Raw genomic sequence first — 14,708 nt, 5'->3', positions numbered from 1 at the left:
TTTAATCAATTGTTGCTATCACTTTTAATTCTATAGCAATGGGAGTAGGCAAGCTTTTAACTCCCACAGTTGTTCGGCAGGCCTGCACATCGCCGAAGTAATCATTATAGATCTTATTGTATTTGGGAAAATCTTTTTCCATATGGGTAAGAAAAACTGTTACATCTACGATCTTTTCCCAACTGCTTCCTGCTGATTCCAATACGGACCTTACATTTTTAAAAACGGCATGACATTCCGCCTCAATATCATACGAGATGACCTTCCCTTTTTCATCGGTTGTAAGTCCGGGAATGCTATTGTCCAGTACATTCCTCGAACCAATACCCGAAAGGAACAAAAGATTACCAACTCTTCTTGCATGAGGATAAGCACCTAAGGGCTTTGATGCTTTATCTGTGTTAAATATTTCATTCATGTATTCGAATTCTTTTTTATTAAATCTCAATGCACACATTTTTAGCATCAGTAAAAAAACGAAGTGCTTCCCATCCGCCTTCCCTGCCTACTCCACTGTTCTTGAACCCACCAAAGGGGGTGCGAAGATCCCTAAGCAGCCAGCAATTGACCCAAAGAATCCCTGCATTCAGTTCCATTGCTAACTTATTAGCTATTGAGATGTCCTGTGTCCATATAGTTGCTGACAAACCGTAATTACTTGCATTAGCCAGGTCAATGGCCTCCTCCCTGGTTTTAAATTTCTGTAGTGTGACTACCGGTCCAAATATTTCTTCTGTATTGGTTTCGCAAGCTGGTCCCAACCCTTCGATAACAGTAGGTTCAATAAAAAATCCTTTACCGCAGCGCCCTCCCGGGTTTACTGCTTTTCCCCCACACAAAATAGTACCACCCTCCTTTTTTGCTGTCTCTATGGCCCTGGATATCTTTTCAAAATGTTGCAGGCTTACAATGGCCCCTTGCTTTGAGTCTTCACTCAATGGATCTCCTACACGCAATAGTTTTACCCTTTCAATAAATTCCTTTTTGAATTGATCGTATACAGTTTCTTCTATTATGATCCTGGAGCCACAAAGACATATCTGACCTTGGTTGGAAAATGATGATTGTATGGTTGTTCTCATCATCTTGTCCCAATTACAATCACCAAAAATGATGTTCGGATTTTTGCCTCCTAACTCCAGTGATAACTTTTTAAACATGGGTGCAGCAACGGAAGCAATCCGCTGACCTGCTCTTGTGCTGCCTGTAAACGAAATTGCTTTTATGGCAGGGTGCCTGATGATTGCCTCTCCAGCCTCCTCCCCCTTACCATGCACTATATTTAAAACACCATTAGGGAGCCCCGCTTCAATGCAGATCTTTGAAAGCAGGTAGGCGCTAACAGGAGTTATTTCAGAAGGTTTAGCAATAACACAATTACCGGCAGCCAGGGCTGGAGCTATCTTCCATGTAAAAAGATATAATGGCAAATTCCAGGGTGAGATGCACCCTACAATACCTATGGGTTGCCTTAAAGTATAATTGATCGCCTTGTCTTCCATCATATGGCTTTCTGCAGCAAAATGCATAATGCCTGTAGCGAAGAACCTGAAATTGGCTGATGCCCTGGGAATATCTACTTTTTTACTTAACCACAATGGCTTGCCATTGTCTTTAGTTTCTGCCAATGCCAGTTCATGGGCATTGCCATCTATTAGTGCAGCTATTCGATTTATTATAAGGAACCTGTCTTCTGCAGAAGTCCTGCTCCATTGTATGAATGCATTTTTAGCTGCTTCCACTGCTGTTTCAATGTCCGACTCATTACTATTGGGCACATAATTAAATAAGGAACCTGTAGCAGGATCTATATTTTCCATGTAGTTGCCTGATCGTGGTGGAATTAATTTTCCATCAATAAAGTTTTCCAGGTAAAGTGGGATGGATAGATCCATATCAGCAAACTTATTATTAATTATTGTTGCGATTATATACTTCCGGTTCTGCCACCATCCACCGGAATGCTCGTTCCATTAACATAAGCAGCAGCCGGCGCTGCAAGGAAAGCAGCAACTGCAGCTATCTCGGAAGCTTCCCCAAAACGCTTGGCAGGCACTTCTTCCATCATTTCCCTTTCTATAACCTCAATAGCTTTTCCTTGTGCTTTAGAATTGGCTTGCACAAGTGATTCCAACCTGCTGGTCCTGGTGAAGCCAGGTAAAATATTATTGACTGTGATACCAAATTCAGCTAATTCGTTGGACATGGTCTTAGACCAGGAAGCTACACTTCCCCGTATAGTATTTGAAACGCCAAGGTTTCTTAATGGTATCCTGACTGAGGTTGAAATAATATTAATGATCCTGCCAAAATGTTCCTCTTTCATGGCTGGAATCACTGCAGTGGTAAGAATATGATTAACGATAAGATGTTGTGTGAATGCCTGGAGAAATTGCTCTGCTGTTGCCTCAACAATAGGTCCCGCCTTGGGTCCACCACTATTATTAATGAGAATATGTACCGGCTTCTCACTACAAATATTTTTGATCAGCTTTTTGACAGCTTCAGTATCATTGAAATCAATCGCCTGAAAAGAATGCGATTGCCTGAGTGTAGTATCTAACTGGCTCACAGCTATTTTAAGGTTTTCTTCATTCCTGGCTAATAAAGTGCAATTAGCCCCCATCAGCGCGAGTTCCTCGGCAATAGCATATCCTATTCCCTGGCTGGCACCACATATAACTGCATTGCGACCTTCCAATGATAAATTCATACTTTCAAACTTAAACAGATTTGTTGTAATTTTTGATTGGAATTCACAAGGTATCACGGTTATTGAAAAACCTTTTATAACCAAGGATACAAAAACGCTTAAACTCTTTATATGATTGCTGCTCCCTTTAACCTGAAAAAATGGATAGATGAAAACCGTTCCCTCTTAAAACCACCTGTGGGAAATCAATGTATTTACAAGGAGGCAGAGAATTTTATAGTTATGGTTGTTGGCGGTCCCAATGCCAGGAAAGATTACCACTACAACGAAAGCGAAGAGCTTTACTACCAGGTGGAAGGTAATATAGTTTTAAAGATCATCGACAAGGGCGTGCCCAGGGATATAGCTATCAATGAAGGAGATATTTTCCTGTTGCCACCGCAAACACCTCATTCTCCCCAAAGACCAGCCAACACCGTAGGACTTGTTATCGAGAAGATCAGGCAGGAACAGGAAAATGAAGAAGATGCCTTTATGTGGTTTTGTGAAAACTGTGGCAACAAATTGTATGAGGAATCTGTATTTGTAAAGGATATCGTAAAGCAGTTACCGCCTATAATGGAGCGTTTCTATTCAAATGAAGCATTAAGAACCTGCAGCAATTGCGGTACAGTCATGCAGCCTCCACAAAAAGCTGTTTAAGTATCAAAATAATTAGGGTATATAATGGGGTTAGACTTTCTTTGTCTGCCTGAATATGAAAATTGATATACACACGCATATAATGCCTCCCTCAATGCCCAACTGGGTAAAGAAGTTTGGTTATGGCGATTTCATTCATTTGGAACACCGTAATTGCAAGGCCTGCATGATGAAGGGAGATAAAGTTTTCAGGGAGATAGAAGATAATTGCTTTGATGATTCTGCCAGACTAAAAGATATGGAAAGTACCGGGGTAACAACCCAGGTGCTTTCAACCATTCCTGTACTCTTTAATTATTGGGCACGTCCGCAGGATGGTTATGAAACTTCCCGTTTTTTAAATGACCATATTGCCGAAACAGCCGATAAGAACAGTAAAAGATTTATTGGTATCGGCACAGTGCCACTTCAGGATGTTGACCTGGCCATTAAAGAAATGGAAAGATGCATTTTAGAATTGAAAATGCCTGGTCTCGAAATTGGCACTAATATCAATGGGAAGAATCTTAACGATAAAGCTCTTTTTCCTTTCTATAAAAGAGCCGAGGAATTGGAATGTTCTTTATTTATTCATCCATGGGAAATGATGGGTGAAAAGGAAATGCCCCAATACTGGCTCCCCTGGTTGGTTGGTATGCCAGCTGAAACAACACGTGCCATTTGTTCTCTTATCTTTGGTGGTGTATTTGAAACCTTTCCAGGCCTAAGGATTGCTTTTGCACATGGTGGAGGAAGCTTTCCTTACACACTTGGCAGGATATCACATGGCTTTGAAGTAAGGCCTGATCTTACACAAACAGATAATAATATTGATCCGGCAGATTATTTGGGCAGGTTCTGGGTAGATAGCCTGGTGCACGATAAACGAAGCTTTCTATTCCTCAAGGAAACTGTGGGTGATGATAAAATTTGTATGGGTAGTGATTATCCTTTTCCCCTTGGAGAACATTGCCCCGGTGAAATGATAGAGTCTTTACATTTATCACCAGTAGAAAACCACAAACTTTTGTATAAGAATGCGATCGACTGGCTTGGAATGAAAGCAGAAATACTTATTTAGAAAACAACTGGCTTTGCCTTTTTTCCATTTCTGCTGCAATTGTGTTTTCGTCAGGGTTGCCCAGCTCTAAATGATTAATAATATTGTGATAGCTTTCCTCGTCCCTGTTCTGGCTTAATTTAAAAACGTTCTCTATTTCTTCAACCTTTACCTCGAATGCTACTATAGCTTTCATTAACCGCTCAGTATATTCTTTGGACAAATTGTCAAAGGTTGTAGTAGACTGAGGGTTATAATTTTCAAAATGTGCACTTGTCTTTTGTAAAACAGTAACCAGACCTGCATCATCTAAGAATTGTAATTGTCCTCTTACGTGTACAGACATATAATTCCAGGTAGATGCCTGGTGAGGGTCACTGTATAAAGTGGCACTGACATAGCAATGATGCCCGGTGAATACACAAAGTACATTTGGATTTCGTTCGAAGGCTTTATGATGATCTGTTTGTTTCATCATATGCCCTGTCAGAAACAGTCCGTCCTCCTTCTCTTCAATAAATACAGGGATCTGTGTAGCCACTGGTTTTCCTTCGGAAGAACAACCTGTTATAAATGCGAAAGGATGGTCATGAATAAACTTCATGACCACCTTGGGATCTTTTTCTTTAAAATACGGAAGACTATACATCTGGGAAACTTATTTTTCTTCAACTACTTCAGCTACTTCTTCGCTTTTCATATGGGCATTGCGCATGGAAACACTTCTGGCCACTGTACCCGCAAATTCAAGAAATGCTTCTTTAGTTATCTCGTCATCATTCAACATGGCCGGAACACCAATGTCACCACCTTCTCGTATGCTTTGCACCAACGGAATTTGTCCAAGAAAAGGAAGGTCATATTCTTCTGCCAGGCGCTTGCCGCCCTCTTTACCAAAAATATAATACTTATGACCTGGAAGTTCAGCGGGGGTAAAATAACTCATGTTTTCCACAAGCCCAATGATAGGTACATTCATCTGCGCCTGACCAAACATGGCAATGCCTTTTTTGGCATCAGCCAATGCAACATCCTGTGGAGTTGTCACTACAACTACCCCGGTAACTGGGGCAGTTTGCATAAGCGTAAGATGTATATCTCCTGTTCCGGGAGGCATATCGATAACCAGGTAATCGAGTTCTCCCCAGTTTACATCGGTAATGAATTGGCGGATGGCATTACTTGCCATTGGACCTCTCCATACCACTGCATTTTTTTCATCTACCAATAATCCTATGCTTAGCAATTTGATACCATAGCGGTCCAATGGAACGATCATTCCTTTTCCATTGATCTCAGTCATGATGGGTCTTTCTCCACGAACACCAAACATTATAGGAACACTGGGTCCATAAATATCAGCATCCAGCAAGCCAACCGAGGCACCACCTTTTGCAAGAGCAAGAGCGAGATTGGCAGAAACGGTGCTCTTACCAACCCCACCTTTCCCACTTACTACTGCAATAATATTCCTGACACCCGGAAGCACTGTGCTTTTATCAGCTCTTATTGTGGTAGTACTGGAAGTGAAATTTACTTTTACTATTGAAGCAGGTTGTATCGCTTTAATAGCAGTAATGCATGCATTTTTTATTTGCTCTTTTAATGGACAAGCGGGGGTAGTGAGTACTACGGTAAAGGAAACATAATTTCCATCAATCTCTATATCTCTAACCATGTTGAGTGTAACAAGATCTTTCCCCAGGTCAGGCTCCTGCACTGTACTGAGCGCCTGCAACACATTATCTTTTGTCATACTGTAAATGTTAATGAAGTCGCAAAGTTACTTTAAACAAACATCCCTTTTCCTGATATAACTCATTGGACATTAATTTTGAAGAGATGAAAAAACTTTTACCCCTTTTATTGCTTTTTAGCATTGCATTTACAAAGCACGCTAATGCGCAATTTGAAACGGTTAAAGATTCAGTTGTTCAATTGTATGGTATTGTCATGACTGCAGATAGCCTGGTTGGTATCCCAGCGGTAAGCATTACCATAAAAGGATCGCATAGAGGTACTATTACAAATAACCAGGGCGTTTTTTCTATCGTTGTATTAAAAGGTGATGTTGTTGAATTTACCCACGTTAGCTATAAACCAAAAACCATCATTATTCCCAGGAACCTGGAGGGAAACCAGCAAAGCATAGTTCAGTTGATGGTGGAAGACACCACCTACTTACCGGTAACAATTATACGTCCCCGTCCTACTCCACAACAGTTTGAAAGAGATTTTGTAAAAACAAAAGTGCCCGACGACCAGATAGAGATCGCCAGGCAAAATAATGATGTAGCGAAAAGAAGAATTTTAATGAACTCTATTCCCGGTGATGGCTCTGAAGCCTCAAGCCTGCAGTTTCGGAATATTGCCACTAAGGCTACCTATACTGGCCAGATACCTCCCATGAATATTTTCAATCCTGCCGCATGGTCAGAATTTATCCAGGCATGGAAACGTGGAGATTTTAAAAATAAGCATTAAACTTCCCTGGTCATATTGATCTCTTCTTTTTTGCCGGGAACTTCCTTGTTGATCAATAATAAAAACACAGTTGCTGCTATAGGAGCAATTAAAATAATGTATAACGAGATATGTTTTGTTGGGCAAATCCCTGCACTGCAGGCAGAAATGGAAATAAAATTCCGCAGGCTCCATGCAATGTTAAAGGCAGAAATAAAAAATGCAGTCTTAAAGCTCCATAATTTGTTTAGCAATAAAAGCATCATCATTATTACTGATAATACTATATGCAATAAACCTGGCTTTCCAAAGTTAATAGCCTCCGCTTTCATACCAGTAACCATTATATTTTGTGACTCAATAGTTACCCAGGGCAAAAAGCAACTGTAGATCAATAAGGCCAATGTGGCAATGGACAGCCATTTCATAATTTGCATGGGGCGAAGATAAACCAGCAATAAATTACAGTGTTACAATTCAATAATTTACCTGGATATACCAATCAAAAAAGCCAGTTCTGAAGAACTGGCTTTTTTTGAATAGCAGAAGAATTATAATTTGAATCCCAGGGTTATGCTTACAACCCTGTTCTTATTATTATTGTCCTGTGTACTATTGCTACCAGATTGAAGCTTGGCAAGCCCATATCCATAATTAACACCCAATACAATAGATTTTCCTTCAAGGCCCACAGTTCCATTCACTCCATAATCAAACCGCTTAACAATACCGAAACCCGCTCCTTCTTCCTCATTTAAAGTAGTGGGATCATCATTAGAGAATTTGATCTTTTGATCGTTAGAATAAGTTACACCCAATAAAGTTTGTCCTTCGGTCTTAGTTTTACCTCCAACTCCAATACCCAGGTAAGGTCCGGCACCAACAAAGAAACTACCAGTTTTTCCTAAAGGCGCCTTTATTAAAATATTGGCAGGTACTTCGATGTAATAAGGATTAAATGTCTGCTTGAAATATCCATTTGAACCTTCTGTGCCCTTCTGTACTTTTGAGCCTTTACCAGTAAATAACACGCCAGGTTGCAAATATAATATGCTTCCCAGGTGAACATCTCCTATAATACCCAACTGGAAACTACTAAGCATATTGGCATCATCAACACGGCCATTCTCATTTACCGTTATATTAGCCAGGTTAATACCAGCCTGGATGCGGGCATTAGATTGTGCTTTTAAAGAAGTAGAAGCAATTGCTGTGGCGCCAAGTATGGCCAGAAATCTCATTTTCATAGTGTATATAATTTTTGTTCTTGTATTTGCAAAAGCTTTGCCATCATAAGTATTCATTTGTTCAGGCATCAACCTTTACAATTTCCAGCATTGTCAGATATTATTAAATCATGAAAGTTTAATTTACCGGAAGTAATTCCCTGTTTCTAAGTATAAATGCTTAAGCTATTAGCCCGATTTCAATTATTACCATTATATGTTTTTCATGCAATTAAAAAACCCTGTCAATGACAGGGTTTTTTAAAAACTTTTATGCTAGTTGTTGGCTTCAACCTGAATACTCAACTGGTGAATATACTTACCGGCCAGGATACCATGGTTCTTCTCCGGAAAGATTAACAGGTAAAGGTAGGAAACCGGATCTTTAATCAATAGTGAGAAACTACTGCGAAAATATAAAACAGTAACTGAAAATAGTAAAATTTATAGCAGATAATTTTTATGATACAGGCGCCTACATAAGGTTTTCCAATAAGCCCCTCCTTAGAAATAAATTTGCATTACTTCCTATTTTATTTCAGGGCATTGACCGGTACTATCAGCCATTGCATACGAAATAGCTAACCATTCTATACAGTAAAACCGGGCAATATAATTGAATGTCCTTGCTATGAAGAATTACTAAAAGAGAAGAGAGTTGTAATACCGAATCCTGTGGAGCATTATAGAATTAAAAAAGGATTATCCTTATCAAACGGGGATTTTACTTTTTTTGAACCTGAGAACCGGCTTCGTATCCAATTGAACATTTTAGTAAGCATAAACACTGGTTTTTGAGTGAATATTATGGTTAGAGGTCCAGAGGGATGGATTAGGTCGCAATTACAGGGCCAAAAATGAAAAGATAATCAGGAAAGCAGCATGTAGTGGATATCATCAAGATACAACTTTTTGCGTAAAATAATCCCTAACCCCGCAAAAAAATGTAAAAATTACAGGTTTACCTGTGCTCCTATTAAGAGGTTTATATGGGCTGCAAACCAATGCTGGTTGCCGTAGCCATCTTTAATAACAAAATGAGTATAGTCAGCATACGCACCCTTTACGCTTGGCATTACATAGAAATGTTTTGCGAATGTGTACCGGACTCCACCTTCTACAGCCATAACAAAACCTGAAATTTTGTATGTATCATCACGGTGTTTACCCACTTCATTTCCGGCGGCTATTGTAGAATTGGTTTTTGGAATCACAGGGCCCGCTCCTGCCTTAAATACAAGGTCCAGGACATGAGCCGGGTTCTTGCCAACCCAAAGATTTTTCCATTTTACGAAATTGAACAGGGCATAATTGGCACCGTCACTATGTTCAAACTGGATGAAATTCGGAGTCAATGTAGTGTCAGTATCATATGACTGGCCTTTGATCGATCCTTTTAAATGTACTACCTGGTTTTGGCGTACAAAGTATTTAATATGGTCAAAATTGAATTCTATTCCAAAATTCTTTTTCTTGAAATAATAACCTACCTGGTAACTATACTGCGCTGCTCCGCCTCCATCGAATTTCAACCCGCCATCATCCTTGCCCCTTACCTTATATAAGGTAAAGTCGAAGTCCGAGGAATGGAAATGAAGATCACTTTTTGAATAGAAAGACAGGTTGGTTCCAAAGCCCATGTATAAAACACCTTTTCCACCAGCCATCTCTTGCGTATGCTGTGCATTGACATTTTGAAAACAGAACAGTGAAACAAGTAAAATACTGAAGAAAGGTTTCATATTCAAAAATTGACGGTAGCCATTGATGCGCAAATTTACTTAATTGTACCAGATATAACTTTACTAAGGAAATTCAGGAATGATCTCAATAAAAAAGTCTCACTATTTCTAGTGAGACTTTTTTCGAATACTATATCTGTTAACAGATGTGATTGGATTAATAATCCATTCCACCCATGCCTGGCATACCTGCAGGGGCGCCGGCAGCAGACTTAGGTTCTGGCTTATCAGCAACTACACACTCAGTAGTCAATAACATACCTGCAATAGATGCCGCATTTTCCAAAGCGATACGGCTAACCTTAGTTGGGTCGATAACACCAGCTGCGATCAGGTTCTCATACACTTCAGTACGTGCATTAAAGCCATAGTCGCCCTTACCTTCTTTCACTTTGTTCACCACTACGCTTCCTTCAATACCGCAGTTCTCAACGATCTGGCGCAGGGGCTCTTCCAGTGAACGGCGAACGATCTGAACACCAGTTGCTTCATCAGAATTCAATGTATCGATATTGCTTAATGCTTCAATAGCACGAACATAGGCAACACCACCACCTGGAACGATTCCTTCTTCTACAGCAGCCCTGGTTGCATGCAAGGCATCGTCAACACGGTCTTTCTTTTCTTTCATTTCAACTTCAGTAGCAGCACCAACATTCAATACAGCCACACCACCGCTTAATTTCGCCAGGCGCTCCTGTAATTTTTCACGGTCGTAATCTGAAGTTGTATTTTCTATCTGTGATTTGATCTGGTTGATACGACCTGTAATACCATCTTTCTCACCTTTACCACCAACAACTGTAGTGTTGTCTTTGTCGATCACTACTCTTTCAGCTTTACCTAAATAAGTCAGGTCAGCATTCTCTAATTTATATCCTTGCTCTTCAGAAATCACGATACCTTTTGTAAGGATAGCGATGTCCTGCAGCATTTCTTTTCTCCTGTCGCCAAAGCCTGGAGCTTTAACAGCAGCAACTTTCAATGTACCGCGTAATTTATTTACTACCAGGGTAGCTAATGCTTCACCTTCCAGGTCTTCTGAAATGATCAGTAAAGGAGCACCTTGCTGAGCCACTTTCTCCAGAATGTGCAGAATATCTTTCATGCTGCTGATCTTTTTGTCATAGATCAGGATGTAAGGATTTTCCAATTCAGCCTGCATCTTCTCACTGTTGGTAACAAAGTAAGGAGAGATGTAACCGCGATCAAACTGCATACCTTCAACTACATCAACTGTAGTTTCAATTCCTTTAGCTTCTTCAATTGTGATAACACCATCTTTAGAAACTTTTTCCATTGCCTGGGCAATCAGCTTACCAATTTCACTGTCATTGTTGGCAGAAATAGTAGCTACCTGCTCTATTTTCTGGTTGTCATTACCAACAGTCTGAGATTGAGAACGAAGATTCTCTATAACAGCTTTTACAGCTTTTTCAATTCCACGCTTCAGGTCCATTGGATTGGCACCAGCAGCTACGTTCTTTAAACCTTCAGTAATGATAGCCTGGGCCAGGACAGTTGCAGTAGTTGTACCATCACCTGCTATATCAGCAGTTTTAGAGGCAACTTCTTTCACCATTTGTGCACCCATGTTCTCAATGGCATCTTCCAGTTCTATTTCTTTGGCTACGGTAACACCATCTTTAGTAACAGAAGGAGATCCGAATTTCTTTTCTATAACCACGTTACGGCCTTTAGGACCAAGCGTAACTTTCACAGCGTTGGCCAATGTGTCAACGCCTTTTTTCATTTTATTGCGGGCATCAGTTTCGAAAAACAGTTGTTTAGCCATAATATTTAATTTGATAATTTGATAATTCTAAAATCGCTAATGAATAATTGTACCTGCCGACCATTAGCTCATCAGCAGATAAGTAGTAGAGGTTAAACTATTGCCAGAATGTCACTCTCTCTCATGATCAGGTAATCCTGACCTTCAATTGAGATTTCAGTACCAGCATACTTACCATATAGAACAGTGTCGCCTTCTTTAACTGTTACAGGCTCATCTTTCTTTCCAGGACCAGCCGCGATCACTGTACCACGCTGAGGTTTTTCTTTTGCTGTGTCTGGAATAATGATACCACCGGCAGTTTTTTCTTCAGCTGCAGCTGGCTTCACTATTACTCTGTCGTGTAAAGGGGTAACATTTACTTTGTTAGCCATTTCTATGAATTTTTGGTTTAATGAAATTATTCAGATTTCCTAACGGTTGTCAGGCGGGCAAAGGTAGGCGAATAGTGTGCCACTAGGTCAGAAACGGAAAAAATTTCAGGTTCTTTGAAGTTTGCACCTGTTTCATAACCTATTTATAATTTAGAACTTGACATTTTTGCACATTCAGGAATAAACGTCATGGCTCAGCTTTTGCATCATTGATGAAAAATCAATTGTATGGGTTTCGATCAATACCACGAGCCTCCGGAAGAACTTTCTGCCGAGACAAGAACATTTGCCAGGATGATCGTTTCATTAACTGAAGAAGCTGAAGCCATTAACTGGTATGAACAACGTATTTCTGTGGAAAAAGATGCAGCTGCCAAAGCCATCATGCAAAATGCACAGCAGGAGGAATTTAAACATTTCGGGATGGACCTTGAATTTTTGCTTCGCAAAAAGGACAAATGGCGTACTACCTTAAAAGAGATCCTGTTCACTACCGGTGATATTGTCAAATTGGGAGAGAAAGGGGAAGAAAAAGCCGATTAAATAATAGTTTTCCTGGCCGTTGATAGCTTTAGCAATAAATTATTAGCTTCCTGTGCAGCATTTTAGATATTTGTAAGCTCAACTATCAAGGCCAGGAAACTGTTTATGAAACTTTTTTTTTCTATTCTCTCCTTTTTTTTGTTCTCCATATGCGGGAAAGCTCAAATCTGTACCACTCCAGGACAAACTCCTTCCACTGCTTTTCCTGTATGTGGCACAAGTGTTTTCCAGCAAACTACCGTACCTATTTGCTCTTCTCATACATTGATTGTACCCGGGTGCAGTGACCAGGGAGGTGCTGTGTACGAGGATAAGAATCCTTATTGGTACAAATTCACCTGCTTTAAATCAGGGAAATTGGGATTCGTTATTTCTCCTACTGACCAGGGAGATGACTACGACTGGCAACTCTATGATATAACCAATAGAAACCCGGAAGATGTATTTAAAGATAAATCGATGATCATAACCGGAAACTGGTCCGGAAGTTCTGGTAATACGGGTGCATCAAGTATTGGTGTGAATTTTATTCAATGTGCTTCTATTCCTGACGAAAACAGAAGTACCTATGCTGCTATGCCAGAGATCACAGCAGGCCATACTTACCTTTTGATGGTAAGTCATTTTACTGATTCCCAGGTTGGCTATTCTCTATCCTTTAAAAATGGTACTGCTGTTATTACTGATTCTACCACTCCACGACTGAAAAGTGCAGATGTCAATTGCGGGCGTAATATTATCAGGGTCAAGCTAAAGAAGAAAATAAAATGTTCAAGCCTTGATCCTTCAGGTTCTGACTTTATACTCAGCACAGGGTCAGCAACCATTACTAATGCTACCGGCATTGGTTGCAGTGTAGGCTTCGATACTGATTCTATTGAATTACAATTGTCATCTGCTCTTTCTCCCGGCAATTACAATGTTAGTATCAGGAAAGGTAATGACGGAAACACTTTGCTGGATTACTGCGACAATGCAGTACCAATAGCTGATAAAATAGATTTTGAAGTATTTCCTCTTGTACCTACTCCTATGGATAATATGGAGCCGGTTCATTGCCTGCCACAGATGTTAAAGCTGGTTTTTAGTAAGCCGATCCTATGTTCAAGCATTGATCCGGATGGTAGCGATTTTTCAATTTCAGGCCCTTATGCTGCAGACATTTTTGGCGCCTCCGCAAAATGTTCAGGGGGCTCTACAAAGGAAATACTGATCAATCTAACAACCCCTCTTTATAAACAAGGGCAATTCACATTGCACTTAAAGCAAGGAAATGATGGAAATACAATAATTGATGAGTGTGGAGTTCCTACTCCTGCAGGTTCTTCTATCAACTTTACTGTATTCGATACTGTTAGTGCAGATTTTAGCTATAATAAGATCTATGGCTGCAGTGTGGATACTATCCAGTTTTCTCACCCGGGTGGCAATGGCATTACCGAATGGCATTGGAGCCTGGATGATAATAAAACCAGCACTGTGCAAAATCCCACAGCCCTATATACAAAGTTTGAAAAAAAAGATATCCAACTCATTGTCAGCAATGGTTTTTGCACAGATACCAGTTTCCAGTCTGTTCTCCTGGACAACTTTTTAAAAGCTGATTTCACTGCATACGAGGATAATTGTCCCAATGAACCAGTGCAGTTTACCAGCAATGCACAGGGCCATATTTTACAACATCAATGGTCTTTTGGTGATGGTGCACAATCCTCAGAGGAATCTCCCGCACATACCTATACCCAACCGTACAATACTAAAACCTATTCTGTGAATTATTCAGTAACAGATAGCTTCGGTTGTGAGAGTAAAGCCACCAAACCCATTATTATTTACAGCAGTTGTTACCTGGCCGTACCCAATGCCTTCACACCCAACAATGATGGAAAGAATGATGTATTAAAGGTCCTGAATGCTATAAAAACTGAAAAACTGGAATTTAATGTGTACAACCGCTGGGGGCAACTGGTTTATAAAACAAATAACTGGAAAACAGGTTGGGATGGCAAGGTCAACGGAACGCCCCAGGGTTCCGGTGTCTATGTTTGGTTCCTGAAATATACAGATCGGGATACTAAAGAAACCAGGGTTTTAAGGGGAACAGCCACCCTGATCCGTTAAGACTGCTTTCTTTTGGCAACCTGTTTGATACATATACTTCATAATTCTTT

General features: G+C 40.1%; 15 protein-coding genes. 5 read left to right on the top strand and 10 right to left on the bottom strand.

Going from position 1 to position 14,708, the window contains the following annotated elements:
• Position 1: 1 nt before the first annotated feature.
• From BUA53_RS13315 to BUA53_RS13305, 3 genes are read right to left on the bottom strand one after another with little or no spacing between them, the layout of a single operon-like run.
• Positions 2 to 418 (bottom strand): RidA family protein, encoded by a 417-nt coding sequence (locus BUA53_RS13315; RefSeq protein WP_072835958.1) that lies wholly within the window; start codon positions 416 to 418, stop codon positions 2 to 4.
• Between the two features lie 19 nt (positions 419 to 437).
• Complete coding sequence (locus BUA53_RS13310; RefSeq protein ID WP_072835879.1) at positions 438 to 1,895, bottom strand: aldehyde dehydrogenase; 1,458 nt, start codon at positions 1,893 to 1,895, stop codon at positions 438 to 440.
• A 32-nt stretch (positions 1,896 to 1,927) separates the two neighbouring features.
• Positions 1,928 to 2,713, bottom strand: coding sequence for an SDR family oxidoreductase (locus BUA53_RS13305; RefSeq protein ID WP_072835878.1), 786 nt, complete (start codon positions 2,711 to 2,713; stop codon positions 1,928 to 1,930).
• A 111-nt stretch (positions 2,714 to 2,824) separates the two neighbouring features.
• On the opposite strand from BUA53_RS13305, the gene BUA53_RS13300 reads away from it, so the two are divergent.
• Positions 2,825 to 3,355 (top strand): 3-hydroxyanthranilate 3,4-dioxygenase, encoded by a 531-nt coding sequence (locus tag BUA53_RS13300; RefSeq protein ID WP_072835877.1) that lies wholly within the window; start codon positions 2,825 to 2,827, stop codon positions 3,353 to 3,355.
• Between the two features lie 55 nt (positions 3,356 to 3,410).
• Entirely contained in the window at positions 3,411 to 4,415 is a 1,005-nt protein-coding gene (locus BUA53_RS13295) for an amidohydrolase family protein (RefSeq protein WP_072835876.1), read from the top strand.
• On the opposite strand, the gene BUA53_RS13290 is transcribed toward BUA53_RS13295, so the two are convergent.
• A complete protein-coding gene (locus BUA53_RS13290; protein WP_072835875.1) occupies positions 4,408 to 5,043 on the bottom strand; it encodes an FMN-binding negative transcriptional regulator in 636 nt (211 codons plus the stop codon). The two genes, BUA53_RS13295 and BUA53_RS13290, sit on opposite strands and share 8 nt — an antisense overlap.
• A gap of 9 nt (positions 5,044 to 5,052) precedes the next feature.
• On the bottom strand, positions 5,053 to 6,150 hold the full coding sequence (locus BUA53_RS13285) for an Mrp/NBP35 family ATP-binding protein (RefSeq protein WP_072835874.1): 1,098 nt from the start codon (positions 6,148 to 6,150) through the stop codon (positions 5,053 to 5,055).
• Positions 6,151 to 6,236: 86 nt separating this feature from the next.
• Here BUA53_RS13285 and BUA53_RS13280 point away from each other — a divergent pair, with 86 nt between their 5' ends.
• Positions 6,237 to 6,878: a carboxypeptidase-like regulatory domain-containing protein gene (locus tag BUA53_RS13280; RefSeq protein ID WP_072835957.1), complete on the top strand. Its 642-nt coding sequence runs from the start codon at positions 6,237 to 6,239 to the stop codon at positions 6,876 to 6,878.
• Here BUA53_RS13280 and BUA53_RS13275 read toward each other — a convergent pair.
• The 5 genes from BUA53_RS13275 to BUA53_RS13255 form a co-directional block, all read right to left on the bottom strand.
• Positions 6,875 to 7,294 carry a hypothetical protein gene (locus BUA53_RS13275; protein ID WP_072835873.1) on the bottom strand — a complete coding sequence of 140 codons (420 nt, stop codon included), beginning with the start codon at positions 7,292 to 7,294 and terminating at the stop codon, positions 6,875 to 6,877. The genes BUA53_RS13280 and BUA53_RS13275 overlap by 4 nt on opposite strands.
• A 114-nt stretch (positions 7,295 to 7,408) precedes the next feature.
• Positions 7,409 to 8,104 (bottom strand): outer membrane beta-barrel protein, encoded by a 696-nt coding sequence (locus BUA53_RS13270; protein WP_175546078.1) that lies wholly within the window; start codon positions 8,102 to 8,104, stop codon positions 7,409 to 7,411.
• Between the two features lie 932 nt (positions 8,105 to 9,036).
• Entirely contained in the window at positions 9,037 to 9,825 is a 789-nt protein-coding gene (locus tag BUA53_RS13265; RefSeq protein WP_139256435.1) for a hypothetical protein, read from the bottom strand.
• 157 nt (positions 9,826 to 9,982) lie between these two features.
• Entirely contained in the window at positions 9,983 to 11,620 is a 1,638-nt protein-coding gene (groL, locus tag BUA53_RS13260) for a chaperonin GroEL (protein WP_072835870.1), read from the bottom strand.
• 92 nt (positions 11,621 to 11,712) lie between these two features.
• The gene (locus BUA53_RS13255; RefSeq protein WP_072835869.1) at positions 11,713 to 11,994 is read right to left on the bottom strand and encodes a co-chaperone GroES; all 282 of its coding nucleotides are present in this window, start codon (positions 11,992 to 11,994) and stop codon (positions 11,713 to 11,715) included.
• 228 nt (positions 11,995 to 12,222) lie between these two features.
• Between BUA53_RS13255 and BUA53_RS13250 the strand changes: the two genes are divergently transcribed.
• Positions 12,223 to 12,537 carry a ferritin family protein gene (locus BUA53_RS13250; RefSeq protein ID WP_072835868.1) on the top strand — a complete coding sequence of 105 codons (315 nt, stop codon included), beginning with the start codon at positions 12,223 to 12,225 and terminating at the stop codon, positions 12,535 to 12,537.
• Positions 12,538 to 12,642: 105 nt separating this feature from the next.
• Positions 12,643 to 14,658 (top strand): T9SS type B sorting domain-containing protein, encoded by a 2,016-nt coding sequence (locus BUA53_RS13245; protein WP_139256434.1) that lies wholly within the window; start codon positions 12,643 to 12,645, stop codon positions 14,656 to 14,658.
• Positions 14,659 to 14,708 lie beyond the last annotated feature (50 nt).

The sequence above is a fragment of the Flavisolibacter ginsengisoli DSM 18119 genome (assembly GCF_900129295.1).
GTDB lineage: Bacteria > Bacteroidota > Bacteroidia > Chitinophagales > Chitinophagaceae > Flavisolibacter > Flavisolibacter ginsengisoli.
This window is presented reverse-complemented; position numbering and strand designations above follow the sequence as displayed.